A 25,527-nucleotide genomic window follows, 5' to 3' on the forward strand; every position below is an offset into this window, starting at 1 on the left:
CGGTTCCGGTCGATTGATCCAAACGCGCCGCTTAGCCGATACCGCCGCCCCTGCAAAGGATCACGCCCGGATCAGTCCCGCAACCGGACGCCGGCCCGTGCTGCCGGGAAACAGGGTGGCCATGGTCCGCGCCGGATCGATACCGAAATGCCCGGCGACCGCGCCGGCGATCAGCGCGTCGAGATCGGTGGTCGGGGTCAGGTCGCGATCCTCGTACAGCTTGGTCAGACCCGGCCAATCGGCGACGACACGCTTGCCGATCACCGTGCCGCCCAGCAGCATCGTCGCGGTGGCAGTGCCGTGATCGGTGCCGCCGGTGCCGTTGATCCGCGCGGTACGGCCGAATTCGGTCGCGACCAGCACCAGCGTCTGGTTCCAGGCGGAGCCTAGACCGGTCTTGAGTGCGCCCACCATCGCATCCAGCGCCTTCAGTTGCGTGTTCAGCCGGCCGCGCTGCCCGGCATGGGTATCCCAGCCGCCGGTCTCGATCATCGCGATCCGCGCGCCATCCGCCGGGGCGAGCAGTCGGGCCGCCAGCGCTCCGGTCGCGGCGGCATTGCGACCGGCCTCGCCGCCCGCCTCCTGCGCCAGTTGCCGGGTCTGCATGGCTTGCGCCCATAGGCCGTGGAGCTGCGGATCTTCGGCATAGAGTTGCGTCACCCGCCCCAGCAGGTCGCCCGACGCGTCCGGGAGTGCCGACGGGGCGTAAGATGCGACTTCCTGCGTGCCCCGCAGCGCCAACGGCACCGTGGCGGCGACGGCGATCGCGCGTGCGGTGTCGCGGGGCAGCAGCGTCAGCAGCCGATTGAGCCACCCGTCGCGCACCGCATAGGCCTCCGCGCCGCCGGTCTCCAGCACGTTCTGCCCGTCGAAATGCGACCGGTCGCGATAGGGTGAGGCGACGGCATGGGCGAACAGCGCCTCCCCGCCATCGTACAGTCCGGCCATGCCCGACAGCGCCGGATGCAGCGCGAACATCGCGTCCAGCTTGCGCGCCGCCGTCGCGTCCTCCGCCCAGGCGCCGCGCAACGGTGCGAAGCCGGGATCGCCGGTCGGCATCAGCATCGCGAGGCCATCCGCAGCGCCGCGCTGGATGATGAACACGAAGCGCCGGTCGGTGGCGGCGCGGGCATAGGCGAGGCGCGGGGCGAAGGCGGTGGACAGGACGCCCACGCCGCCGATCAGGAAGGTTCGCCGGTCGGTCATGGCTTATCTCCGCAGGAACTGGGGCGCGACGAACAACAGCGCGAGGCCCTGTGCCGGGCTTTCGGCGCGAGCGATGGCGGCGGCAGTTGCGGATGCGAGACTGTCGGGAAACAGCCGCGTCGCCAGTGCGCGCGGATCGGGCGGTTCGCGCAAGCGGCCGACGAGACGTTCCGCCGCCTCGACCCGGCGCATCAGCGCGTCCGGTCCGGCCCAGCTGGCGGCGATGTCGTCGAACCCGATCGGCTGCCCCGGCCGCCAGATCGGCTGGCCGAGTTGCGCGAAGAGATTGACCAGCCCCCGTCCTTCCGTAGCGGGCGCATCGATGGCGCGGAGGGTGGCGACGGTCCATTCCCATGGGGTACGGAACTTGGCCGGGGCCGTCGTCCAACCTTCAGGGGCGGCGACCAGCGCGCGGTAGACGGTCGGCAGGTCACCACGCGACGACAGGAATGCCTGTTCGACCCGCGCGACGGCGGCAGGCGGCGGATCGTCGGCAATGAAGTGGCGGACCAGTTTCGTCGCGATGTGCTTCGCGGTCGCGGGATGGACCGCCAAATCGGCGAGCACCGCGGCCGACTGCCCTGCCCCGCCTTCGGCATAGCGCTTGCCGAGAATCTGACGCCCGCCCGGCTGGTGCAGCGCCGGGGCGAACACCGCCTCGCCCGGCTGGCGCGGCACGATCCGCGGCCCGCCCCGTCCCAGCCCGGCCACGGTCCAGCCGGTGAGCGCACGCGCCAGTTCGGTGACGTCGGCCTGCGCATAGCCGGTCCGGACGCCCAGCGTGTGCAGCTCCAGTATCTCGCGCGCCAGATTTTCGTTCAGCCCGGCGCGGCCGCCCATCCGCCGCTGGCCGAACGGGCTGTCGGGACCGACCGACTGCGCCTGATCAAGGTATAGCAGCATCGCCGGATGATGCTCGACCGCCAGCAGCAGGTCGTGGAAACGCCCCAGGACATGCGGGCGGATCGCGTCGAATTCGAAGGCGGCGGCAAGGCCGGTCACCTCCAGCTTGTCCGCCGATACCGCGAAATGGTTCGACCAGAAATGGGTGAGGCGTTCGACGAAGGGCGTGTCGCTGGCCACCGCAGCCGCGGTCCGGGCGGCAACGCCATCGAGGTAGAATTGGCGGACGCCGCGCCGGATCTGCGCCGCGCAATTGTCGGGCGGGTCGGCCGCCATCGGCATGGCGGCGGCGTCGGTCATGGCCGCCCGGCGTTCCTGCCGGACCATGCGCAGTTCGCTGCGGGCCTGCGCGACCGCCTGCCCCGCCACGCCGCTCGTCGCGATGCCGCCCAGCGCGGGCGGGCGCGGGTTCCAGCGATCGAACTGGTCGACCAGCCAGCGTCTCGGATCGGCCGGCGGCACCGCATCGCCGCGCGCGCCCAGCCCGAACCGGTTCCATGCAATCTCCGCAAGCGCCATCGCCCACGACTCCGCTGCCCATCTCGAGGCACCAGTCAGCGCCCGACTTGTCGCAGAGTTATGCCAGCGGCGTCAGAATCCGTCGGGCAGGTCGATCGGGCCGACGACCTGCCGATAGCTGCGCACCGCGAACCGGTCGGTCATGCCGGCGATATAGTCGGCGATGTGGCGACTGCGCTCCGGCTCCGCCTCCGGCAGCGTCTCGCGCCAGCCATCGTGCATCGCCGACGGATCGGCATGATAGGCCGCGAACAGGCCGGCAACGACCGTTTCCGCCATCGCCGCCGCCGCCAGCTGACGCGGGTGGTGGTAGAGATTGGCGTACATGAAGCGCTTCAGCGTCCGCTCGGCTTCCGCCATCTCGGGCGAGAAATGGGCGAGGCACTGGCCCGCCGCGCGGACGTCGGCGACGGTTTCGACGCCCGCGACGCCCACGCGACGCTTCGTCTCGGCGATAAGGTCGTTGACCATCGATCCGATCTGCGAGCGGGTGAGTTCACCGACCAGCCGCGCCGCTGGCACGTCCGGAAAGCGGGCGCGGACGGCATCCCATCCGGCAGCGACGAACGGCACCTCCAACAACTGGTCGAGCGTCAGCAGCCCGGCGCGGAGACCATCGTCGATGTCGTGATTGTCATAGGCGATATCGTCGGCGATCGCCGCGATCTGCGCCTCCAGCGACGGCCATTCGTTCAGGCGCAGGCCGTGTGCCGCGTCGGCTTCGGCCAACGCCCAGCCGGGGGTCGGGATCGGGCCGTTATGCTTCGCCAGCCCCTCCAGCGTGTCCCAGGTCAGGTTCAGCCCCCGCCAGCGCGGATAGGGGCTGTCGAGCCAGGTCAGCGTGCGCAACGTCTGACCATTATGGTCGAAACCGCCATGGGTCGCCATCGCCGCCTCCAGCGCGTCCTCCCCGGCATGGCCGAACGGTGGGTGGCCGATATCGTGGGCGAGGCACAAGGCCTCGGTCAGATCCTCGTTCAGGCCGAGCGTGCGGGCGACGGCACGGCCGATCTGCGCGACCTCAAGGCTGTGGGTCAGCCGGACGCGGAAATGGTCGCCATCGGGCGCCATGAACACCTGCGTCTTGTGGCGGAGACGCCGGAAGCTGATCGAATGGATAATCCGGTCGCGGTCGCGCTGGAACGCGTCGCGCGGGCCGCGAGTCGCATCGCCCGGTTCGGGGTGGAGCCGCCCGCCATGCGCCTGCGGGTCGGCGGCATAGGATGCCCTCACTTGACCGGGACCCGCGCGACCTTCTGCCCCGCCTCGCTGGTGAAGGTGAAGGCCTGCACCCCCGATTTGCGCAGCGTGTTGACGAAGTCCTGCGCCTCCGCATCGCTCTTGAACGGCCCGGTCAGAAGGCGGTTGGTGGCGCGCAGCGGCGTGGTCCATGCCTGCCGACCCTTCAGCGCCGGCGCCTTGCCGGCCATGATGCCCCATGCGGCGGGCAGGCCGGCGACATTGGCGCCACCGGCGACCTGTACCCAGTGGCGTTCGGGATCGGCGCGCTTGGCCTGCGCCTCGCGCGCGGCTTCGGCGGCGGCGGCCTTCTTCTCATCGGCGATCCGCTTGGCTTCGGCTGCCTTCTTGGCGGTGGCGGCACGCGCGGCGGCGAGCTTCTTCGCCTCGGCGGCTTCGGCGGCGCGGGCGGTGGCTTCACGCGCCTCGGCGGCACGGCGCGCGGTCTCCGCGTCGGCGGCTAGGGCGGCGCTGCTGGCCGGAGCCGCGACCGGCGCCGGCGGCGGGCCGACGCCCAGTTCGGACGCCGGGATATCGAGGTTGCGGATGATGCGGGCGAGCACGTCGTCGTTCGACGGCGTGCGAGCCGCGACCGTAGCGGCGGCGCTGGAGACGGCGGGGGCTGCGGCCGGCGGGGCAACGCTGGCGACTTCCACCGGAGCGGCGGCGGGCGGTGTCGGGGCGGGTTCCGCCGGGCGATCGACGATGGTCACCGGAACCGGGGCGGATGCGACCTGGACCGGCGGACGGGCAGCCTGTTCGGCGCGGTCGCGGGCAGCGAGCGCTTCGGCAGCGAGGCGGCGTTCCTCAGCCTGACGTGCGGCGACGCGCTGTGCCTCGACCCGGGTCGCTTCGGCGATGCGCGCCTGTTCGGCCTGTTGCGCGGCGACCTGCTGCCGCTGGGCCAGCGCAGCGCGGCGGGCGGCTTCGTCGGCACGGGCCTGGGCGAGCTGTTGCGCCTGGACGTCGGCGGCGCGGCGGGCGGCATCGGCCTGGGCCTGTTGCGCCGCCTGTGCCTGCCGCTGCCGCTCGGCCCGGCGTTCGGCCATGGTAGGCGCGCGCGTGACGGTGCGCGCCGTCGTGGCGACCGGCGCTGCGGGGGTAGCGGACGCGAGCGCGACCGGCGCGGTTCGGACCGGCGCGGGCAGCGGCGGGGCTAGCCGGGCGTCGGCCAGCCGTTCCGGGCTGGGCGCGAGACGACCGTAATGGACGGCGAACGCCCGGTCCGCGCCGGCCAGCTGTGGCAGGCGGCGGAAGAAGGGCGAGAGGCTGGCCGAGAAGCCCGGCAGCATGCTGGCGGTGATCTTGTCCGCGCCGGCCGCATCGCCCGACATGGCGAGGACGAAGGCCCGCACCCGCCAGGCGGCACGGTCGCCCTTTTGCAGCAGCGGGTTCAGCACCGCGGTCGATTCGGCGAGGTTGCCGTCGATGCCGAGCGACAGGGCAAGGCGGCGGGTGAGTTCATCGTCCTCGCCGGCCCGCAACGCCTGTCGATAGTCGGCCTGCGCGAGCGAACCGCGACCGAGCAGGTCATAGGCCAGACCGCGCTCGGCGAGGTAGGGCGTCATCGACACTCCGGCCCGCTCGGCGGAGGCGAACATCGCCAGCGCCTCGCCCGGACGCTCCATCGCCACCAGCGAAATGCCGCGCGCGGCGCGGATGCGGGGGTCGTTGGGCGCGACCTTTTCGGCACGCGCAAGGAACTGCATCGCCGCGTCGGTATCGCCCAGTTTGCCCGATAGCCGCCCCGCCTCGATCAGCGCCGAGACGTCGTTCGGGCTGCGACCGAGGATGCGCATCTGTTCCGACAGCCGGTCGGCATTGGGGGTCAGCGGCTGGACGATCGCACCGGGCTGCGCCAGCACGGGCAGAGGCGCGGCGGTGGCGAGCAGAAGCGCGACGCGGAGCGGGTTGAACTGGGTCATGGGCCGGTCCGCTTAACCATGTAGCGGCTGAACGGGGAATGTTCAGGTGTCGTCGCGGCGACGAAGTGAGTGGTGGTGACGATGAAGCGAGCCGGCCGGGTCCAAAGTTCACTAAGTTCACACTCGTGCGCGTTTTGCGCGTCGTCCATGCCGGGGCGTTACGGCATCATTTGTTACATTCGCTCGAGCGACCGAATGCGCGGCAGGGTCAGGCCAATACAGGCGGCAGCGAAGTCAAGAAGCGTCGAGCCGCACTATGGCACGGTCAGGCACTGTAGGAAATGGTTCGCTCAGCGAACGACCGGTGACGCCGTCAGTGATCGACGACAGGTCGCGCTGCGATCCAGAGAAGCCCGACCGATCCGACGACGAACCCAAGGAATACCGACTGCCAGAGCAGCGCTGAACCGAAGCCGGCAGCACCCGCCATCCGGGTCGCGGCGATATTGATGGCCACGTCGCTGACCATGATCGCGACGGCGAGGAGCAGGCCCGGGCGTATGCGTCCGGTGGACAATAGCACGACCACGGCAAGGTCGAGGAACAGCAGCGCCGACCAGTAAATTTCGAACGCCGGCATCGGCGCCCAGCGATACGGACGCCAACCGCGGGTCAGGAAATCGCGAGCGTGGTTGAAGGCTCCAGCCGAGAAGCCGACTATCTGAACGGCCAGCGCGAAGCGAGCCGCCACGTGGAACGTTGCACGTGGCGGCATCGCCGAAAGTGTTACTGGTTGTTCTGGCGGTGCAGGAAGCGCGGGATGTCCAGCGGTTCCTTGGCATCGTCGGTGCCGCGGGCGGGTGCGCGGCCGGCATTGGCCATGCGTTCGAACAGCGTGCCGCCGGGCTTGCGCGCCGGGGCCGCTTCCTCGCGTGGGGCTTCGGCCGGAGCGTCCGGGGTCAGCCAGCGGCGGCGGCCGTCGTTCGACGAGGTACCGAAGTCGCTCGCCGGGGTCGGCGCGGGCATCGGGGCTGCGGCCTGTTCGGCGCCCAGCACCAGTTCGTCCTCGTCCTGCGCCGCCGTGGCGGGCGTGTCATAGGCCGAGTGCGGCACGACGCGTTCCGACACCGACGGCTGGCTGATGCCCTGCGGGAAACGATCCATCGGCGCAGGCGCCGGCGCTTCTTCCAGATGTTCGGCGGCGGCACCGCTCGGCGCGACCGGGGCGGCGGCGTGAGCGGTCGGCGCGGCCGGCCGGCGCGGCGCGTTGAACGAGAAGGCGCGGGTCGGTTCGGCCTGGGCCGGAGCCGGCTGGGCCTGTGACGGGGCTTCGTCCTCGATGCCGGTCGCGACGACCGAGACGCGGATCTTGCCTTCCAGTTCGGTGTTGAACGCCGAACCCCAGATGATGTTGGCGTCGTCGTCGACCAGTTCGCGGATGTGGTTCGCGGCTTCGTCGACTTCGAGCAGGCGCATGTCGTCGCCGCCGGTGATCGACACGATCACGCCCTTGGCACCGTTCAGCGACACGCCGTCGAGCAGCGGGTTGGCGATCGCCTGCTGCGCCGCCTCGATCGCGCGGTTGTCACCTTCGGCCTCGCCGGTGCCCATCATCGCCTTGCCCATTTCCTGCATCACCGACCGCACGTCGGCGAAGTCGAGGTTGATCAGGCCGGGCATGACCATCAGGTCGGTGATGCCGCGCACGCCCTGCTGCAACACTTCGTCCGCCATTTCAAAGGCTTGCTTGAAGGTCGTGTTGGCGTTCGCGATCAAGAACAGGTTCTGGTTCGGGATGACGATCAGCGTGTCGACGTACTTCTGAAGTTCCTCGATGCCGGCCTCGGCCGACTTCGCGCGGCGCTTGCCCTCGAATGCGAAGGGACGGGTCACGACGCCGACGGTCAGGATGCCCATCTCGCGCGCGGCCTTGGCGATCACGGGAGCGGCGCCGGTGCCGGTGCCGCCGCCCATGCCGGCGGCGATGAAGCACATGTGCGCGCCCTCAAGCGACTTCTGCACCTGCTCGATCGTTTCCTCGGCCGCCGCACGTCCGATTTCGGGACGGCTGCCGGCGCCCAGCCCTTGCGTGATCTTCGCACCCAGCTGAATACGCTGCGGCGCTTCCGACTGCTTCAGCGCCTGCGCGTCGGTGTTGGCGACGAGGAACTCGACCCCCTGCACCTCGGCACGGATCATGTTCGCGATCGCGTTGCCGCCGGCCCCGCCGACGCCGATCACGGTGATGCGCGGGGTCAGTTCGTCGACGTCGGGTGCCAGAAATTCGATGCTCATACTCGGTCTCCCTGTCCCGGCCGGCACCGGGCGCGTAATTCGATAGGCGGTTGTGCATCAAGCCGAAGGACGATCCTAGCCCCTCCACCCGGCCTGATGGTAATAAATCGTCAATAGTTGGCGCGGAATGCGGTCAACAGACGCTGGAACAGCGCCCCCGTACTGGGGCGCGACACCATTTGCTGGGTCGGCTGCAACGCGCGCAGGTCGACCGGGTTCGACGCGGCGAACATGGCGAGGCCGGCGAGCGTCGCGAATCCGGGGCCCGAATGCGCATCGGGCAGCGCGGCGAGGCCCCGCGCACGGCCGACCCGGACCGGGCGACCCAGCGCCTGTTGCGCATAATCGGCGATGCCCTTCAGCTCCGCCCCGCCGCCGGTCAGTACGACCTGTCGCCCGACCGGATCGTCGAAGTTCAGGCGGCGCAGTTCCTTCGAGATTTCGGCGACCAGCCGTTCCAGCCGCTGGCGGATCGTGGTGATGAGCTGTGCGCGGGTGATGCGCGTGCCCTCCGCATCCTCGTCGGCGCGCACGGGTGCGACGTCGATCATGTCGTGATTGTCGCGCGGGGACATGTTGGCCGAACCGTAGAAGCATTTCAGCCGTTCGGCCTGCGCCCGGTTGGTGCCGAAGGCGGAGGCGACGTCGTCGGTGATGTCGCTGGCGCCCATCGCGATCGAGGCGAGGCCGGTCAGGACGCCGTTGGCGAACACCGAGACGTTGGTGATGCCCGCGCCGATTTCGACCAGCGCGACGCCCAGTTCACGCTCCTCTTCGGACAGGCAGGCCAGCCCGGTTGCGACCGGCGCCGCGACGATCGACTTGGTTTCGAGATGCGCCGAGCGGACGCACAGGTCGAGGTTGCGGACCGGCGATCCTTCGGTGGCGACGACATGGATCTCGACGCCCAGCCGGTCGGCGTGCAGCCCCTTCGGCTCCTTCACCCCGCCAAGGCCATCGAGCGTATAGCGCATCGGCTGGGCATGCAGCACCATGCGCTGGCCCGGATCGATCGCGTTGCGACCGGCCTTCAACAGCGCGTCGATATCCGACTGTTCGACGCGGTGGCCACCGAGGTCCACTTCCAATTTGACGATATCGGACACGAGGCCGCCGGCCGAGAAGCTGACCCACACATCCTCGATATTGAAGCCGGCGATACGTTCGGCCTGTTCGACCGCTTCGCGGACCGCCGTCTCGGTCGCCTTCATATCGGCGATATAGCCGCGCTTGACGCCACGGCTTTCGCGCTGGCCGGTGCCGAGCACGGTCAGTTCGCCGCCCTCACCCGGCTTCGCGATCAGCGCGGACACCTTCGACGTGCCGATGTCGAGCGCGGTGATGATCCCTTCCGGTGCTACCTTCGCCATGGTCCTGCCCCCTGTCAGTCGCCTTCGACCGGTTTCGCGATCGACGCGGCATTGCCCTGTTCAGTGCCGTCGTCACCGTTATCCGGTGTCGCATGCTTCATCCGCACGACCAGCTTGGTCGGGTCGCGCAGGTCGAACCGGTCATAGCCCTTGCCCAGCAGGCCGAGCGTCCCGTCGAGTTGCGCGAACTTCACCAGCGCGCGGGCCGATTCCTTGTCGCCTTCGGGCAGGACCAGCCGCTCGCCGGTCTGGAAAAGAATGTCCCAGCGGCGATTGCCGACCCACACCGCCGCCTTCACGACGGGCTTGAGGGCGGGTGCTGCGGCCATCAGCTTGCGATAGGCCGGTTCCTGCGCATTGGCGCCGTCGCCGATGACCAGCGGCAGGCGCGGCATCTTGTTGGGCTGTACGCCGTCGAGGAGCACGCCGCCCTCATCGATCAGCATCAGTTGGCCCTTGTTCTGCCACACGGCGGCGGGGTCGCGTTCGACCACATCGACGACCAGCGTATCGGGCAGCCGGCGCGAGACGCGGGCATCGGCGATCCAGCCATTATCGAGCAATTTCTGCCGCGTGGCGTCGAGATCGACCAGCGGCATTGCCCGCGAGCGCTGGTCGAGCGCGACAGCATAAACCGAGGTCGCGTCCATCCGCTTGAGGCCGGTCACCTCGATCTGTTCGACGCGAAAGCCCGCCGCACCGACCGCTTCTGCCGCGGCAACGCCGATCGCGCCGAACAGGCCGAACCAGTTGGCAAGCGCGAGGGCAATCGCGCCGGCGCCGGCGGTGAGGCTCCAGCCGACGATGCGACGCGCCGTCGCCGCCCCGCCGGGAAGCGCGGCGACCGCCTGATCGAGGACCGAGGCGCGCACCGGGCGCTTGGCCTGCACGCGGCGCTTGGGCTTGACGGTGCGGGTCTGGACGACGCGCTTGCCGGTCTGGGTCATCGCATCGCCTCTTCCACGATCCAGCCTACAAGGGCTTCGTAGCTCATGCCGACATGGCGCGCCTGTTCGGGGACGAGGCTTAGCGGGGTCATGCCCGGCTGGGTATTGGTTTCGAGCACGAAGAGGCCGTCGATGCCGCGTTCGTCGTCCCAGCGGAAATCGGTGCGCGAGGCGCCCTTGCAGCCCAGCACGCGGTGGGCAGTGACGGCATAGGCCATGCACGCCTGCGCGATGTCGTCGGGAATGTCGGCGGGGCAGACATGTTCGGTCAGGCCGTCGGTGTACTTGCTGTCGTAATCGTAGAAACCGCTCTTGGGCTTCAGTTCGGTCACGCCCAGCGCGCGGTCGCCGAGCACGGCGGTGGTCAGTTCGCGGCCACGGATGAAGGGTTCGGCAAGGAGTTCGTCGAATTCCTGCCACGGACCCTTCGAGGCTTGCGCGATCGGATTGCCGTAATTGCTGTCGTCGGTGACGATGGCGACGCCGACCGAGGAGCCTTCGCTCACCGGCTTCAGGACATAGGGGCGTGGGAGCGGGTCGCGTTCGAACAGTTCCTCGGTCCTGACGATGCGCCCGCCGGGCATCGGGACGCCCGCGGGCACGAGCGCGTGCTTGGTCAGCACCTTGTCGATTGCGATGACCGAGGTCGCTAGGCCGCTATGAGTGTAGCGCAGCCCCATCAGGTCCATCATGCCCTGCACCGTGCCGTCCTCGCCGGGTGAGCCATGGAGCGCGTTGAAGACGAGGTCGGGCTTCGCTTCGGTCAGGCGGGCAGCGATGTTCCGGTCCATGTCGATGCGGGTGACCTTATGGCCGAGCGACTCCAGCGCAGTCGCGACGCCGGCGCCGGACATGAGCGAGACTTCGCGTTCCGACGACCAGCCGCCCATGAGGACGACGATGTTGAGGGGGTCGGTCACGCGGTCGGTTCCTTCGTTATGTTGCAAGTTCCGTTTGCTTCGAGCGCAGGGTCGAGCCTGTCGAGACCCGAAGTCGAGAAGGCGGTGGTTGTGGCACGGGCGTTCTCGACGGACGCTTCTCGACTGCGCTCGAAGCTGCTCGAACCGAACGGGGAGGTTGAGTGCGGGGCCATCACGCCCGCCCTACCCGCTGGATTTCCCATTCCAGCGTTACGCCCGATTGCGCCAGCACCTTCCCGCGGACTTCCTCGCCCAATGCCTCGATATCGGCGCTGGTGGCGTTGCCGGTGTTGAGCAGGAAATTGCAGTGTTTTTCCGATACCTGCGCGTCGCCCTTGCGCAAGCCCCGACAGCCAGCGGCGTCGACGAGCGCCCACGCCTTGCGCCCGTCCGGGTTCTTGAAGGTGGAACCGCCGGTCTTGCTGCGGAGCGGTTGCGAGGCTTCGCGGGCCGCCGCGATGCGGTCCATTTCGGCCTGGATCGAGGCCGGATCGCCCGTCTCGCCGCGAAAGGTCGCGGACACGACGATCGCGCCTTCGGGCAGGTCGCTATGGCGGTAGCGGTAGTTGACGTCGGCGTTCGAAAACGTCGTCAGCGTGCCGTCGCGGGTAACGACCTGCGCCTCGACCAGCACGTCGGCTACCTCGCGGCCATAGGCGCCGCCGTTCATCCGCACGAAACCACCGACCGTTCCGGGGATCGAACGCAGGAACTCGACCCCGGCGATCCCGGCATCGCGCGCGGTCGAGGAGACGAGAATGCCGCTCGCCCCGCCACCGCAGGTCAGCGTCAGCCCGTCCGCCGCAACCTTGGCGAACGGTTTGCCGAGGCGGACGACGACACCGGGCACGCCGCCATCGCGGACGATCAGGTTGGAACCGAGGCCCAGCCCCATCACCGGCACCGACGGGTCGAGCGCCCGGAGGAAATTGCAGAGATCGTCCGTGTCGGCCGGTTCGAACAGCCACTCAGCCGCGCCGCCCGCCTTGAACCAGACGAGGGGCGCGAGCGGGGCGTTCGCGGTCAGCTTGCCACGGACCGGCGGAAGGGTCATTTTCCGCTGCCCCAGAAGCGCGCCCATGCGGTCCAGGCTTCGGCCTGTGCATCGGCGATCTGCTTGCCGACCTCCGCCATGTCGCGCGTCTCGGCAGTGTCGAGCAGCTTCTTGGCGGCGTCGAGCTGCGCCTGTTGCGCGCGCAGGATTTCGCGCTGCATCTCGATCGCGGTCGAGAACCAGTCGCTCATGCGAGCCGCTCCTGAATCGCAGCGGGCAGGCCGGCAGCGATCTTGGTAATGTCACCGGCGCCGAGGCAGACGATCAGGTCGCCGTTTTGGCCCTCAGCGGCCAGCGCGGCGGCAAGAGCATCCTTGTCCGCAGCGACCTGTGCCGAGCGGTGGCCGCGCAGGCGGATGCCGTCGACCAGCGCCTCGGCACTGACGCCCTCGACCGGCGCTTCGCCGGCGGCATAGACGGGAAGGACATGGACCGCGTCGGCATCGTTGAACGCCTGTGCGAACTCGTCCATCAGCGCGCCGAGCCGCGAGTAGCGATGCGGCTGGACCACGGCGATCACCCGGCCGCCGGTCGCTTCGCGTGCGGCGGACAGGACGGCGCGGATTTCGACCGGATGGTGGCCGTAATCGTCGATGACGGTCATGCCGGCGACTTCGCCGACGCGGGTGAAGCGGCGCTTCACGCCCCCGAACTTGGCAAAGCCCTGCGCGATGGTCGCGTCGTCGAGGCCCAGCTCGACCGCGACCGTGATCGCTGCCAGCGCGTTCTGGACATTGTGGCGACCGGCCATCGGCAGCTGGATGCCCTCGATCGTCCGGGTCTGGCCGTCACGGTCGCGGACCACGCAGTCGAAGCGGTTGCCGTCGCGGCCCGCCGTCACCTCGACCCCGCGCACGTCGGCCTGCGCAGCAAAGCCATAGGTGACGATGCGGCGGTCGCGGATGCGTGGGATCAGCGCCTGCACTTCGGGATGGTCGAGGCACAGCACCGCCGCGCCGTAGAAGGGTACGTTCTCGATGAATTCGACATAGGCGTCCTTCGCCCGGTCGAAGCTGCCATAATGGTCGAGATGTTCGGGGTCGATGTTGGTGACGACCGCGATCGTGCCGTCGAGGCGCAGGAAGCTGCCGTCGCTCTCGTCCGCCTCGACCACCATCCAGTCGGACGCGCCCAGCCGGGCGTTCGAGCCGTAGCTGTTGATGATGCCGCCGTTGATGACGGTGGGGTCGACGCCGCCGGCATCGAGCAGCGCGGCGATCAGCGAGGTCGTGGTGGTCTTACCATGCGTCCCCGCGACCGCGACGGTCGATTTCAGCCGCATCAGTTCGGCCAGCATTTCGGCGCGGCGGACCACCGGGATGCGCTTGGCCAGCGCATGGTCACGTTCGGGATTGCCGGGCTTGATCGCGGTCGAGGTGACAACGACCGCCACGCCCTCCACATTCTCCGCCTTGTGGCCGATATGCACGTCGATGCCGCGCGCGCGCAGGCCGTCGACGACATAGCCCTCGGCCACGTCCGATCCCTGCACCTTATAGCCGAGATTATGCATCACCTCGGCAATGCCCGACATGCCGATGCCGCCGATGCCGACGAAATGGATCGTGCCGATGTCGGTCGCGACGCCCTTCACGCAAATGCTTCCTTCTGTCGTTTGGCGGGGGTGATCTTGCCCACTTTCGCCTTGGGTGCGTCGACGCTCTCGACCAGGTCGGCGAGGTCGCGGACGGCGAACGGCCGGCCGCAGCTGCGCGCGCGCGCCGCCGCATTGGCGAGCGCTGCGGGGTCGAGGCCGAGCTTCTGAATCTGCTTGGCGAGTTCGGTCGCAGTGAATTGCGTCTGCTGGATCGACCGCGCGCCGCCGGCGCCCACGATTTCGCGGCAATTGGCGGTCTGGTGATCGTCGGTCGCACCGGGCAGCGGCACGAGGATCGCGGGACGGCCGGCGGCTGTCAGTTCTGCGATGGTCGACGCCCCCGCCCGGGCGATCACGACATGGCTCCATGCCAGCCGGTCGGGCAGATCGGGGAGATAGGTCGCGATTTCGGCGGGGATGCCGTGTTCGGCGTATTTGGCGCGCACGGCGTCGATATCCTCGATCCGCGCCTGATGCGTCACCTGCATCCGGCGGCGGAACGCAACGGGCAGCAGCGCGAGGCCGTCGGGGACGACCTGGCTCAAAATGCTCGCCCCCTGGCTGCCGCCGGTGACCAGCACGCGGAAGATGCCGTCCTCATCCAGCGCCGGATAGGGACGTTCGCGCAGGGCGAGGACGCTCTCTCGCACCGGATTGCCGACCAGATGGGTCTTGGGGACGTGGCTGTCCTTAAGACGGTCGACCCGTTCGTAGCTGGTGGCGATGCCATGCACGCTGCCCGCGACCAGCCGGTTGACCCGGCCCAGCACGGCATTTTGTTCATGGATGATCGTCGGCACCTTCTGCGCGAAGGCCGCCAGCAGTGCAGGGAGCGCTGGATAGCCGCCGAAGCCGATCACGGCGGAGGGGCGGAAAGTCTTGTACAGCTCGATCGCCATCGACCGGCCGGCCAGCATCTGCCGCGCGGCCTTCGCCCAGCCGATCGGACCGCCCGACAGGCGTCCGGCCGGCAGGACATGGGTCTGGATGCCATCGAACAGGTCGGGAAAGCGCACGCCGCGTTCGTCGCTGACCAGCGCGACGCGGTGGCCGCGCCGGGTCAGTTCGGTCGCCAGCGCCGCGGCCGGGACCATATGTCCCCCGGTGCCCCCGGCGGCCAGGACATAATGCTTGCTCATTTCGCTCCGCTCCAGCGCTGTGGGCCGTAAGGTGAGCGGCTCAGATACGGGTTCCGGCGTGTGAAAGCGAGCAGCAGTCCCATGCCGATCGACAAGGCGATCATCGACGACCCGCCGTACGAGATGAACGGCAGCGTCATCCCCTTGGACGGGGCGATGCCGACATTGACCGCCATGTTGATGAGCGCCTGCGCCCCGAACTGGACCGCAAGGCCGGCGGCGGCGAGCAGCTTGAACGCATCCTCTTCGTCGAGCAGGCGGACGAAGACGCGCACGACAATCGCGAGGAAGATGATCGCGATGATCGCGCAGGCGATCAGGCCGAACTCTTCGCCGACCACCGCAAAGATATAGTCGGTATGTGCCTCGGGTAGCTTGAACTTCACGCGCCCGCCGCCCGGGCCGGTGCCGATTACCCCACCCGCGGTCAGCACGGCATGCGCCATGTCGACCTGATAGCTGTCGGTCGCCGCGCTTTCGGGATCGGGGAACAGGAAGCCGTCGATGCGGACGCGGGCGGTGCCGTAGAAGGTGTAGGCGGCCGCGACCATGCCAATGCCGGCGGCGCCGAGCATCGCCATGGTGCGGACCGGAATGCCGGAGATGATGAGCAACGCCGCCCACACGCCGCAGAAGATCACCGTCTGCCCGAAATCGGGCTGGAGCATCAGGCAGCCGGCAATGACCGCGGTCAGCGCGCCGGTGACCCACAGCATCGGCAGCTGCGGGTCCTTCGCGCGTAGCGACAACAGCCATGCGGTCGTCACGATGAACATGGGTTTCAGGAACTCGGACGGCTGGAACTGCCCGACCCCGAGGTTGATCCAGCGCCGCGCGCCGTTTGCCTCCACGCCGACGAACGGGGTGACCATCAGCGCAAGAACCAGGACGCCCGCGCCGAGCAGGCACAGCCGCCGCGCCAGCGTGACCGGCAGCATCGACACGACGATCATCACCGGGAAGGAGAGTGCGATCCACCCGGCCTGTCGCCAGAAATACATCATCGGCGGGACGGTGACGTCACCACCCGAATAGCGCACGGCGGATGCGGGCGACGCGGCGGCGACCGCGACGAGGCCGATGGCGATCAGTACCATCGCGATCAGCAGCAGCACCCGGTCGACTTCGCGGAACCACGCGCCGATCGGCGAGCGCGCGCTACGGCCCTGCAGCGTCTCCACCCGCTGGCGCAGCGCCCGGACATCGCGCCCGCGACCCATATCCGTCATTGCAATGCCCCCACTGCCGCCGCGAAGGCGCGGCCCCGCGCTTCGAAATCGCTGAACTGGTCGAACGACGCGCACGCCGGCGACAGCAATACGGTATCGCCGGGTCGCGCGGCTGTCGCGGCCAATTTCACCGCCTCGTCCAATGTGTTGGCGATGGTTACGGCCATGTCGGGTTGCAGAAGTTCGGCAAAGCGCTGCGCGGCGGTGCCGATGGTATAGGCGTGGACGACATTGCCGAAACCGGGGCGGCAGGCATCGAGGTCGTCCGACTTGGCAAGCCCGCCGACGATCCAGTGGATGCGTGCGAACGCGTTGAGCGCGGGCGCGGTGGAATCGGGGTTCGTCGCCTTGCTGTCGTCGACATAAGCGACGCCGTTCACGTCGGCGACGTGCGCCATGCGGTGTGGCAAGGCCCGGTAGCTTTGGAGGCCGGCGCGGATGGTGTCGGTGTCGAGGCCCAATGCCTCGCAGACGGCGATGGCGGTCAGCGCGTTCTGGGCGTTGTGCGGGCCGGCGAGCGCGGGACCGAAAGCCGGCGCTTCGGCCGGGACGGCGATGCGGACGGCGTGCGGAACGGTGTCCGCAATCGCGGCAGACGCCGCATCGCCTGTGCCGATCACCGCAACACGACCGGACGACTGCATCGCGAACAGACGGGCCTTGGACGCGGCATAGGCTCCGAAACCGGCATAGCGGTCGAGATGGTCGGGGGTGATGTTGAGCAGCACCGCGACGTCGCAGTCGAGGCTGCGGGTCAGGTCGATCTGGTAGCTCGACAGTTCGAGGACATAGACGCCGCCGGCGGGCAGCGGGTCCTGCGCGAGGATCGGCAGGCCGATATTGCCGCCCATGCGTGTGGGGATGCCGGCCTGTTCGAGGATGTGGTGGATCAGCGCGGTGGTGGTCGACTTGCCGTTGGTGCCGGTGATGCCGACGACCTTGTGCGGCGGCAGGTCGGCGCGGGCCTGGGCGAAGAGTTCGATGTCGCCGATGATGGGGGTGTCGCCGGCGTGGGCGGCGATCGGGTGGCGGTTGAGCGGTACGCCGGGAGACACGACGACGCCATCGAAGCCGGTGAGGTCGATCGACAACGGATCGGCGATGACCAAAGCCCTCTCCCCCATGGGGGAGAGGGTTGGGAGAGGGGGTGTCGCGAGTGCTGTCGTCGGAGAAGAAGGAGAAGTCCCCTCTCCCCGCGAGCGGGGAGAGGGAGAAAGGGCGTCGCGCTTCGCCCCATCTCCATCCCACGCAATGACTTCCGCGCCACCCGCCAGCAACGCGCGCACCGTCGCGGCGCCAGAGCGAGCCAGCCCCAGCACCGCGAACTTCTTCCCCGCCCAGGCGGCAGCGGTGATCACCGCAGCTTCAGCGTCGAGAGGCCGGCGAGCGCCAGCACGAAGGCGATGATCCAGAAGCGGATCACGACCGTGGCCTCAGCCCAGCCGAGCTGTTCGAAATGATGGTGGATCGGCGCCATGCGGAAGATGCGCTTGCCGGTGCGCTTGTACCAGAACACCTGGATGATGACGCTCAGCGCCTCGACCACGAACAGGCCGCCGATGATCGCCAGCACGATTTCATGGTGCGACGACACCGCGATCGCCCCCAGCGCACCGCCCAGCGCCAAGCTGCCGGTATCGCCCATGAATACCGCCGCCGGAGGGGCATTGTACCACAGGAACGCCAGCCCCGCGCCCACGATCGCGCCGCAGAACAGCGACAGGTCGCCCGCTCCCAACACGTGCGGGATGCCGAGATAGGCGGCGAACTTGGCGTTGCCGACCATGTACACGATCAGCATCAGCGCGACCGAGGCGATGATGACCGGCATCGTCGCGAGGCCGTCCAGCCCGTCGGTCAGGTTCACGGCGTTGCCGAACGCGACGATCGTGAAGGCGGCGAAGACGATGTAGAACGGCCCGAGATCGATCGCGACGTTCGAAAAGAACGGCACGTAGAGCATCGTGCCGGTCTGGCGGATGATGATCCAGCTGGCGATGCCGGCGATCAGAAATTCGAGCAGCAGGCGCGTGCGGCCCGAAACGCCCGCCGTGCTGGCCTTTCGCACCTTGTCATAATCGTCGAGGAACCCGATCGCCGCAAAGCCCAACGTCACGAACAGGCACGCCCAGACGAAGGGGTTGGCGAGGTCCATCCACAACAGCACCGACGTCGCGAGCGCGGTCAGGATCATCAGCCCGCCCATGGTCGGCGTGCCGCGCTTGGCGAGGTGGCTTTGCGGCCCGTCGAGACGGATCGGCTGCCCCTTGCCCTGTCGCACGCGCAGCCAGCCGATGAAGCGCGGCCCGATGACGAGGCCGATCAGCAGCGCCGTCGCCGTCGCCGCGCCGGTGCGGAACGACAGATAGCGGAACAGGTTCAGCACCCCGGGAAAGCCGAGATATTCGGCGATTTCGTACAACATCAGTCCTGGCCCCACAGGTCGGCGACGACCCGCGCCAGCCCCACCCCGTTCGATCCCTTTACGAGCACCGCATCGCCCGGCGCGATCAGGTCGGACAGGACCCGTGCGGCGGCGGCGGCGTCGGGCACATGGACGGTTTCGATGCGGCCCTCAAGCGCCTTGGCGAGGGGAAGCATGCCCTCCCCCACCAACACGGCGCGCGAAACGCCCGCTTCGTCGATGGGGACCGCCAGCGCGGCGTGATAGGCGTCGGACGACTCGCCCAGCTCGCGCATTTCGCCCAACACCGCGATGCGCCGGTCGGCGCGCTCGGCGGCGAGTACCTTCAGCGTCGCACGCATCGATGCCGGGTTGGCGTTGTAGCTTTCGTCGATCAGCAACGCGTCGCCGCCCGCCAGCTTCAGCTTGCGGCGGGCACCGCGTCCGGCAAGCCCCTCTAGGTCGGCCAGTGCAAGGCCAGCGACGCCAAGGTCACCGCCGATCGCATCGACCGCCGCCATCACCGCCAGCGAATTGGCGACCCAATGTTCGCCGGGCGGGGCGAGGGTGTAGCTGACCTCACGCGATCCCAGCCGCGCGGTGACGAAGCTATCGCCGCCCGACATGCGGACATGCTCGATCGCGCGGACATCGGCCCCTTCGCGCAGGCCGAAGGTGACGATCCTGCCGGCATGGGGCCGGGCTGCGGCGATCAGCGTGTCGCGATGCGGGCTGTCGAACGGCACGATGGCAATGCCGCCCTCGACCAGCCCTTCGAAGATTTCACCCTTGGCGCGAGCGATGGCGTCTTCACCGGTGAAGAATTCGGTGTGCGCGGGGGCGATGGTGGTGACGATGGCGACTTCGGGGCGAACGAGGCGGGTCAGCTGCGACAGCTCGCCGGCATGGTTCATGCCCATTTCGAACACCGCCGCTTGGGTAGCGGCCGGCATCCGCGCGAGGCTCAGCGGCACGCCGGTATGGTTGTTGTAGCTCTTGACCGAACGATGGGCGTTGCCGTGGGTAATGCGGTCGAGCGCGGCGAACAGCGCTTCCTTGGTCCCGGTCTTGCCGACCGATCCCGTCACGCCGATGATCCGCGACGACGTACGGGCGCGCGACGCGGTAGCGAGCTGGTTCAGCGCGACGGTGGTGTCGTTGACCAGCACGTGCGGCCCGTCGACCGGCCGCGACACGATCGCGCCTGCAGCCCCTTGCGCGAACGCCTGCCCCACGAAGCGGTGGCCGTCGGTCGCCTCGCCGGAAAGCGCGACGAACAGGTCGCCCGGCCCGACCTCTCGGCTGTCGAAAGCAACACCGTTCACGGTGAAATCGGCGGAAGCGGTGCCCCCGGTCGCGGCGGCGATGGCGGCGGCGGTCCAGAGCGGCACGTCAGCCCGCACAGTCACGCGCCACCTGTACGTCGTCGAACGGCAGGATCATGTCGCCGACGATCTGGCCCTGTTCATGGCCCTTGCCCGCGATCAGCACGATATCACCCGGCTGCGCCATGTCGCATGCCGCACGAATGGCGGCACGACGGTCGCCGATCTCGGTCGCGCTGGGAGCGCCTGCCAGCACCTGCGCACGAATCTGCGCCGCATCCTCGGTCCGGGGATTGTCGTCGGTGACGATCGCGACGTCGGCCTGCGCCGCCACGACCTCGCCCATCGGCGCCCGCTTGCCGTTGTCGCGGTCGCCGCCCGCGCCGAACACGACGATCAGCCGCCCCTCGGCATGGGGACGCAACGCGGCGATGGCCGCTTCGAGCGCGTCGGGGGTATGTGCGTAATCGACATAGACCGGCGCGCCATTGGGCAGGATCACCGCACGCTCCAGCCGCCCGCGCACCGGCTGCAACCGGGCGAGGCCCGCCAGCGTCGCCGCCAGCGTGCCGCCGGTCGCCAGTACGAGGCCGGCGGCGGTCAGCGCGTTTGCCGCCTGATAGGCGCCGATCAGCGGCAACTGCACCTTGTGGGTCGCGCCCTCCGCCTCGATCGTCAGCGCTTGTCCGAGCAGGCTCGGTTCGCGGCCGACCAGCCGCAGCGTCTCGCCATGTTCGCCGACGGTGATCAGGCGGTTGCCGCGGACGCGGGCAAGGTCCATCACGCGGTCGGCATGGGGATCGTCGATCCACACGACCGCTACGCCGTCATCGGCCAGCACTTCGGAAAACAAACGCAGCTTGGCGGTCAGATAGCTCGCCATGTCGCCATGATAGTCGAGGTGATCGCGGCTGAGATTGGTGAACGCCGCCGCACGGACCGGCAGCCCTTCGGTGCGGTATTGCGACAGGCCGTGGCTCGACGCCTCGAACGCGACATGGGTCACGCCTTCGCGCGCCAGCCCTGCGACGTTCGACAGGAAGGTGACGATGTCGGGGGTGGTCAGGCCGGTGACGACGCGTTCGTCGGCGGTGGTCACCCCCAGCGTCCCGATCGACGCGGCGTGGTGCCCCTGCATCCGCCACAGCTGGCGCACCATTTCGACGGTGCTGGTCTTGCCGTTGGTGCCGGTCACCGCGACGCAGGTCGGCGGGAACGGCGCGAAGAACTGCGCGGCGGCGCGGGCAAACGCCTCGCGCGGGTCGCGTGCCGCGATGTGGACCGCGCCCTCGACCACCGCTTCTGGCCGGGCGACGACAGCGATCGCGCCAGCGGCGATGGCGGCGGGGATGAAGTCCTCGCCATTGACCCGCGCCCCGTCGAACGCGCCGAAGATCGTGCCCGGTGCGACCTTGCGATGATCGATCGCGAAGCCGGTCACCGTCTGCGGTTCATCGCCGCCCGTGATGGTTCCTAATTTCATTCGACGTTCGCCAGCTTCTTCGCATCACCCGGCGCCCGCCACAGCAGCGAGCGCAATCCGGCGAGGTCAATATCGGCATTGGCGTCGGGAATCACCCCCAGCAACGGGCCGGTGCGCGAAATCACTCGGCTGACGACCGGCGCAGCGGTCCAGGCGGCGGTGGTGAAGCCGAAGGTTTCCTTCGTTCCCTTCGGGCTGTCGAGCATCGCGATCACGACATAGCGCGGGCGATCCATCGGGAAGACGGCGGCGAAGGTCGAAACGTTGACCTTCTTAGAATAGCCGCCGCCCGCGCCCACCGTTTCGGCGGTGCCGGTCTTGCCACCGACACGGAAACCCGGTGCCTCCGCCTTGCGCCCGGTGCCGTCGGTGACGATCAGCCGCAGCAGCGCGCGCATCTTCGCGCTGGTCGCCTCGGTAAACACCCGGCTGCCGGCCGGCGCCTCGCCCGGCTTCAGCTTCAGCATGGTCGCCGGACGCCAGATGCCGCCATTGACCAGCGCGGCATAGGCGCTGGCGAGGTGCAGCGGCGTGACGGCGATGCCATGGCCATAGGCGGTCGTCATCGTCGTGGTCCGGCCCCAGTAATGCGGCCAGATGGTGCGCGACTTTTCGAGTTCGATGTCAGGTGCGGTATCGAAATGGAGCGCACGGAACAGCTTTTCCATGCGCGCCTGCCCCATTTCGTCGGCGATGCGTGCCGTCGCGATGTTCGACGAATGGACCAGCGTCTCCGGGATGTTGAGCCAGCGCTTCTGCGCATGGTCGTCGCGGATGCGAAAACCCCCGACCGCAAGCGGCTGCGTCGCGTCATAGCGCTTCGACAGCGACGGCGCGACGCCGCTGTCGAGCGCGGCAGCCATGGTCAGCGGCTTGAACGCCGATCCCAGTTCGTACACGCCCTGCGTCACCGTGTTCATCTGCCCGGTATTGGCGGTCACGGCATTGGGATTGAAGGTCGGGAGCGAGGTCATCGCGATCACCTCCCCCGTGTCGCTGTCGAGCACGATGCCGCCGGCGCCGCGCGCCTGGAACACCGCCATCGCATTGGCGAGTTCGCTTTCCAGCGCAGCCTGCACCCGCAGGTCGAGGCTGAGCGCGACCGGCCGCCCGCGCTCGGCCGGGTCGACCAGCCGCGCGTTCAGGAACTTCTCCATGCCGCGCACGCCGCGACCGTCCATGTCGAGATAGCCGAGCGCATGCGCCGCCATGGCGCTTTGTGGATAGAGGCGTTCGGGTTCGCGGCCGAGCGCGATGCCCGGCTCGCCCAGCGCGTTCACCGCCTGCACCAGTTCGGGCAAAGCGCGACGGCGCAGATAGACGAAATTGCGATCGAGGTTCAGCTGCGCATAATAATAGCCGGCATCCTGTTCCGGCATCAGCGCGGCGAGTTGCCCCGCCAGCTGCTTCTTGTCGCCGATCACCTTGTCCGGGCGCACCGCGATCGACCAGGCGTCGATGGTGCGGGCGAGCGGCGCGCCGTTGCGGTCGACCAGATCGCCGCGCAACGGCACCAAGGCCGCCTCCGCCGCGATGGCCGAACGCGGTTCGGCGGCGACCGCCAGCAGCATCAGCCGCGCGAGGATGACCGTGACGCCCGCCGCGAACAGCAGCATCAGCACCATCAGCCGGTAATGGGCGATGTTGACCAGGGTGTGCCGCGCACCGTCGGCCCGTTGCTGATGAAGAGGGGGCGCCACGACGACGATCACGGACGGGCCGCCTCCTTGCGGGCGGAACGGGCGAGGTCGGCCATCGTCGCGTCGCTGAGCAGCGTGCGGTCGAGCATCGCCACCGCCCGCGCCTTGGCGGGGATCACCGCCGCCGTGCGGACCGCGCCGACCGGCTTGGCCGCCGCCTTGGCCTTGTCCGCCTTGACCGGGGTCGCGGCAGGCGCGGTCGCTTCGGCAAGGGTCGGTTCGGGCACGGCGGCGATTTCCATCGGTGCGCTCGGCACGACATAGGCCAGCGCGACATTGCCGCCCTCGGTCCGGCCCGGCAGCGACGCCAGCTGATGCTCGCCGCCGACGAACTGTTCGGCGCGCGGCGCGGCGAGCGCCAGGACGTCGCCGTTCCAGCGTTCGAGCTGCGCCATGTTCGCGCGGGTGTCGAATTCGGTTTCCAGCGCGCGGATGTCCTTGCGCGCCTGCACGATCGAGCGTTCGACCGCCTCGACCCGGCTGCGTTCCGCCGCCCCTTGCGAAATGACGAGGTAGAAGGCCGGCGCCATCACGCCGACCGCGACCAATTTACCCAAAGTCCCGAACCCGAACGCACTCATCCCATCGCACTCCCGTTCGAACTCCACGGCGCGGACGCCGTGCGAACCCCGACCCGCAGAGTCGCCGACCGCGCGCGGGGGTTGACCGATACTTCTTCGTCACTCGGCCGCACCGCCTTCGCGATGTCGGTGAAACTCGGAGCCGGACCCTGCGCCACCACCGGACGGTGGCGCGACCCGGCCGGCATCGCGCCGCCGCGCTCCCGCAGGAACCGCTTTACGATGCGATCCTCGAGGCTGTGGAAGCTGACCACCGACAGCCGCCCGCCCGGCCGCAACACCCGCTCCGCCGCGTCGAGCCCGGCGGTCAGCTCGCCCAGTTCGTCGTTCAGGTGGATGCGGATCGCCTGGAACGCGCGGGTCGCCGGGTCCTTCTTCTCATGCGGACGATGGCCCAGCGCCCGGCGGACGACCGCGGCGAGCTCACCGGTCCGCGCCAGCGGCCGCGCCCCGACGATGAAGTTCGCGACGCGGCGATGGCGCGGTTCCTCGCCATAGCGGTCGAGCACGTCCGAAATCTCTGCCTCGGCGGCGGTGTTCAGCCATTCGGCCGCAGTGATGCCTTCCCGGCTCATCCGCATGTCGAGCGGACCGTCCTGTTGAAACGAGAAGCCGCGATCGGCCTGGTCGAGCTGCATCGACGACACGCCGATATCCATGACGACGCCGTCGACCGCGTCAATGCCGCGCGCCGCCAGTTCGCTGGCCATCGCCGAAAACGGCGCACGGATCAGCGTCAGCCGGTCGCCTGCTTCGGCGAGCAGCGGCGCGGCGGCGTCATGCGCGGTCGGATCGCGGTCGAACGCGATGACCCGCGCACCGGCGGCCAGCATCGCGCGGGTATAGCCGCCCGCACCGAAGGTCGCGTCGACATGCGTCTCGCCCGGCTGGATCGCGAGCGCCGCGACCGCTTCGGTCATCAGGACGGGGATATGCGGCGCGTCGCTCACACCAGCCCCTTTTCTTCCATCAGGAACTCGCACAGCTCGCGCGTGTCGGCGTCGATCTCCGTGTCGGCGATCAACGTGTGCGGGTCCCAGATGTTGAACGTGTCGCCGCGCCCGTGGAAGAACGCCCATTTGTCGATCTTCGCGCGGCGGCGGTAAAAGGTCGGCAGGACGAAGCGCCCGGCGCTGTCGAACGGCGCGGTCTCAAGATTGCCGAACGCCTTGCCCGCGACGTTGTAATCGGTGTCGACATCCTCGTCGCTGCCCTGGGGTTTGCGGGAGTAGAGGATCTTCGGCCAGGCGGCATCGAACGCGCTGAGGCAGACATGCTTGCCGTGCCGCTTGAGCAGGAGTTCGCGGGCGTCGGCGTTCTTCTCCAGCACCGAGCGCAGCTTGGCAGGCACTGCGACGCGACCCTTCGCGTCGACCGCCTGTAGCCCGTAGCTCAGGTAGAGTTCCCTCTCCAACACAGCCCCATTTCGGTCACGCAGGACGTGCGTCGCGCCCGGCAAATACGCGCCGCGCGGTTTGAATCGACGATCCCAGGACCTGCCCCCTGTGACGTCCGAGACGTACCAAAATGCAACCTGGGTAACAATGGGCGAAGTTGGGTGAGAATGGGAAAAAGCACCACTGGACGGGCAGTTTTGGGATGTACGTTGTTTGTTCGCCCATCTTTTGCGGACGTGCCGATTGGATGACGCCCCACCGGTGGTTGGGCGACACTGGGCGAGGATGGGAAAACGGCAGAGCGCTACGTCACCCCAGCGACGGCTGGGGTCTCGTGCGGCTCGTGCTGTGCGC

Annotated in this window: 22 protein-coding genes; all 22 read right to left on the reverse strand. The window is 68.8% G+C overall.

Annotated features, from left to right (window positions below; genetic code table 11):
• Positions 1–60 precede the first annotated feature (60 nt).
• Positions 61–1,206: a DUF1501 domain-containing protein gene (locus CA237_RS00735; protein ID WP_066687018.1), complete on the reverse strand. Its 1,146-nt coding sequence runs from the start codon at positions 1,204–1,206 to the stop codon at positions 61–63.
• A 3-nt stretch (positions 1,207–1,209) separates the two neighbouring features.
• Entirely contained in the window at positions 1,210–2,628 is a 1,419-nt protein-coding gene (locus tag CA237_RS00740) for a DUF1800 domain-containing protein (RefSeq protein WP_126012316.1), read from the reverse strand.
• A gap of 72 nt (positions 2,629–2,700) precedes the next feature.
• A complete protein-coding gene (locus CA237_RS00745; protein WP_066687013.1) occupies positions 2,701–3,861 on the reverse strand; it encodes a deoxyguanosinetriphosphate triphosphohydrolase in 1,161 nt (386 codons plus the stop codon).
• A complete protein-coding gene (locus CA237_RS19950; protein ID WP_066687010.1) occupies positions 3,858–5,792 on the reverse strand; it encodes an SPOR domain-containing protein in 1,935 nt (644 codons plus the stop codon). The genes CA237_RS00745 and CA237_RS19950 overlap by 4 nt, the downstream gene beginning before the upstream one ends.
• A gap of 313 nt (positions 5,793–6,105) precedes the next feature.
• Positions 6,106–6,483 carry a hypothetical protein gene (locus tag CA237_RS00750; protein WP_066687007.1) on the reverse strand — a complete coding sequence of 126 codons (378 nt, stop codon included), beginning with the start codon at positions 6,481–6,483 and terminating at the stop codon, positions 6,106–6,108.
• Between the two features lie 35 nt (positions 6,484–6,518).
• Positions 6,519–8,027: a cell division protein FtsZ gene (gene ftsZ / locus CA237_RS00755; protein ID WP_066687005.1), complete on the reverse strand. Its 1,509-nt coding sequence runs from the start codon at positions 8,025–8,027 to the stop codon at positions 6,519–6,521.
• A gap of 110 nt (positions 8,028–8,137) precedes the next feature.
• Complete coding sequence (gene ftsA, locus CA237_RS00760) at positions 8,138–9,397, reverse strand: cell division protein FtsA (RefSeq protein WP_066686999.1); 1,260 nt, start codon at positions 9,395–9,397, stop codon at positions 8,138–8,140.
• Between the two features lie 14 nt (positions 9,398–9,411).
• Positions 9,412–10,344 carry a cell division protein FtsQ/DivIB gene (locus CA237_RS00765; RefSeq protein ID WP_126012320.1) on the reverse strand — a complete coding sequence of 311 codons (933 nt, stop codon included), beginning with the start codon at positions 10,342–10,344 and terminating at the stop codon, positions 9,412–9,414.
• Complete coding sequence (locus tag CA237_RS00770) at positions 10,341–11,264, reverse strand: D-alanine--D-alanine ligase (RefSeq protein WP_084401242.1); 924 nt, start codon at positions 11,262–11,264, stop codon at positions 10,341–10,343. Before CA237_RS00770 ends, CA237_RS00765 begins: the two co-directional genes overlap by 4 nt.
• 172 nt (positions 11,265–11,436) lie before the next feature.
• Positions 11,437–12,318 carry a UDP-N-acetylmuramate dehydrogenase gene (murB, locus tag CA237_RS00775; RefSeq protein WP_126012323.1) on the reverse strand — a complete coding sequence of 294 codons (882 nt, stop codon included), beginning with the start codon at positions 12,316–12,318 and terminating at the stop codon, positions 11,437–11,439.
• Positions 12,315–12,509, reverse strand: coding sequence for a hypothetical protein (locus CA237_RS00780; protein WP_066686993.1), 195 nt, complete (start codon positions 12,507–12,509; stop codon positions 12,315–12,317). The genes murB and CA237_RS00780 overlap by 4 nt, the downstream gene beginning before the upstream one ends.
• Entirely contained in the window at positions 12,506–13,912 is a 1,407-nt protein-coding gene (murC, locus tag CA237_RS00785; RefSeq protein ID WP_126012326.1) for a UDP-N-acetylmuramate--L-alanine ligase, read from the reverse strand. Before murC ends, CA237_RS00780 begins: the two co-directional genes overlap by 4 nt.
• Positions 13,909–15,054, reverse strand: a complete 1,146-nt coding sequence (gene murG, locus CA237_RS00790) for an undecaprenyldiphospho-muramoylpentapeptide beta-N-acetylglucosaminyltransferase (RefSeq protein WP_066686988.1) — start codon at positions 15,052–15,054, stop codon at positions 13,909–13,911. Before murG ends, murC begins: the two co-directional genes overlap by 4 nt.
• Positions 15,051–16,274 (reverse strand): putative peptidoglycan glycosyltransferase FtsW, encoded by a 1,224-nt coding sequence (locus CA237_RS00795; RefSeq protein ID WP_198158476.1) that lies wholly within the window; start codon positions 16,272–16,274, stop codon positions 15,051–15,053. Before CA237_RS00795 ends, murG begins: the two co-directional genes overlap by 4 nt.
• Before the next feature lie 5 nt (positions 16,275–16,279).
• The gene (gene murD, locus CA237_RS00800; protein ID WP_241215398.1) at positions 16,280–17,641 is read right to left on the reverse strand and encodes a UDP-N-acetylmuramoyl-L-alanine--D-glutamate ligase; all 1,362 of its coding nucleotides are present in this window, start codon (positions 17,639–17,641) and stop codon (positions 16,280–16,282) included.
• Positions 17,638–18,708, reverse strand: coding sequence for a phospho-N-acetylmuramoyl-pentapeptide-transferase (mraY, locus tag CA237_RS00805; protein ID WP_066688029.1), 1,071 nt, complete (start codon positions 18,706–18,708; stop codon positions 17,638–17,640). Before mraY ends, murD begins: the two co-directional genes overlap by 4 nt.
• Positions 18,708–20,090: a UDP-N-acetylmuramoyl-tripeptide--D-alanyl-D-alanine ligase gene (gene murF, locus CA237_RS00810; RefSeq protein WP_232307844.1), complete on the reverse strand. Its 1,383-nt coding sequence runs from the start codon at positions 20,088–20,090 to the stop codon at positions 18,708–18,710. Before murF ends, mraY begins: the two co-directional genes overlap by 1 nt.
• Positions 20,080–21,495, reverse strand: coding sequence for a UDP-N-acetylmuramoyl-L-alanyl-D-glutamate--2,6-diaminopimelate ligase (locus tag CA237_RS00815; protein WP_066686979.1), 1,416 nt, complete (start codon positions 21,493–21,495; stop codon positions 20,080–20,082). Before CA237_RS00815 ends, murF begins: the two co-directional genes overlap by 11 nt.
• Entirely contained in the window at positions 21,492–23,207 is a 1,716-nt protein-coding gene (locus tag CA237_RS00820) for a penicillin-binding protein 2 (RefSeq protein ID WP_066686975.1), read from the reverse strand. Before CA237_RS00820 ends, CA237_RS00815 begins: the two co-directional genes overlap by 4 nt.
• The gene (locus CA237_RS00825) at positions 23,204–23,776 is read right to left on the reverse strand and encodes a hypothetical protein (RefSeq protein ID WP_084401180.1); all 573 of its coding nucleotides are present in this window, start codon (positions 23,774–23,776) and stop codon (positions 23,204–23,206) included. The genes CA237_RS00820 and CA237_RS00825 overlap by 4 nt, the downstream gene beginning before the upstream one ends.
• On the reverse strand, positions 23,773–24,726 hold the full coding sequence (gene rsmH, locus CA237_RS00830) for a 16S rRNA (cytosine(1402)-N(4))-methyltransferase RsmH (RefSeq protein ID WP_066686969.1): 954 nt from the start codon (positions 24,724–24,726) through the stop codon (positions 23,773–23,775). The genes CA237_RS00825 and rsmH overlap by 4 nt, the downstream gene beginning before the upstream one ends.
• Complete coding sequence (locus tag CA237_RS19515; protein WP_066686966.1) at positions 24,723–25,190, reverse strand: division/cell wall cluster transcriptional repressor MraZ; 468 nt, start codon at positions 25,188–25,190, stop codon at positions 24,723–24,725. The genes rsmH and CA237_RS19515 overlap by 4 nt, the downstream gene beginning before the upstream one ends.
• Positions 25,191–25,527: the final 337 nt, after the last annotated feature.

The sequence above is a fragment of the Sphingomonas sp. ABOLH genome (assembly GCF_003951715.1).
Lineage (GTDB): Bacteria > Pseudomonadota > Alphaproteobacteria > Sphingomonadales > Sphingomonadaceae > Sphingomonas > Sphingomonas hankookensis_A.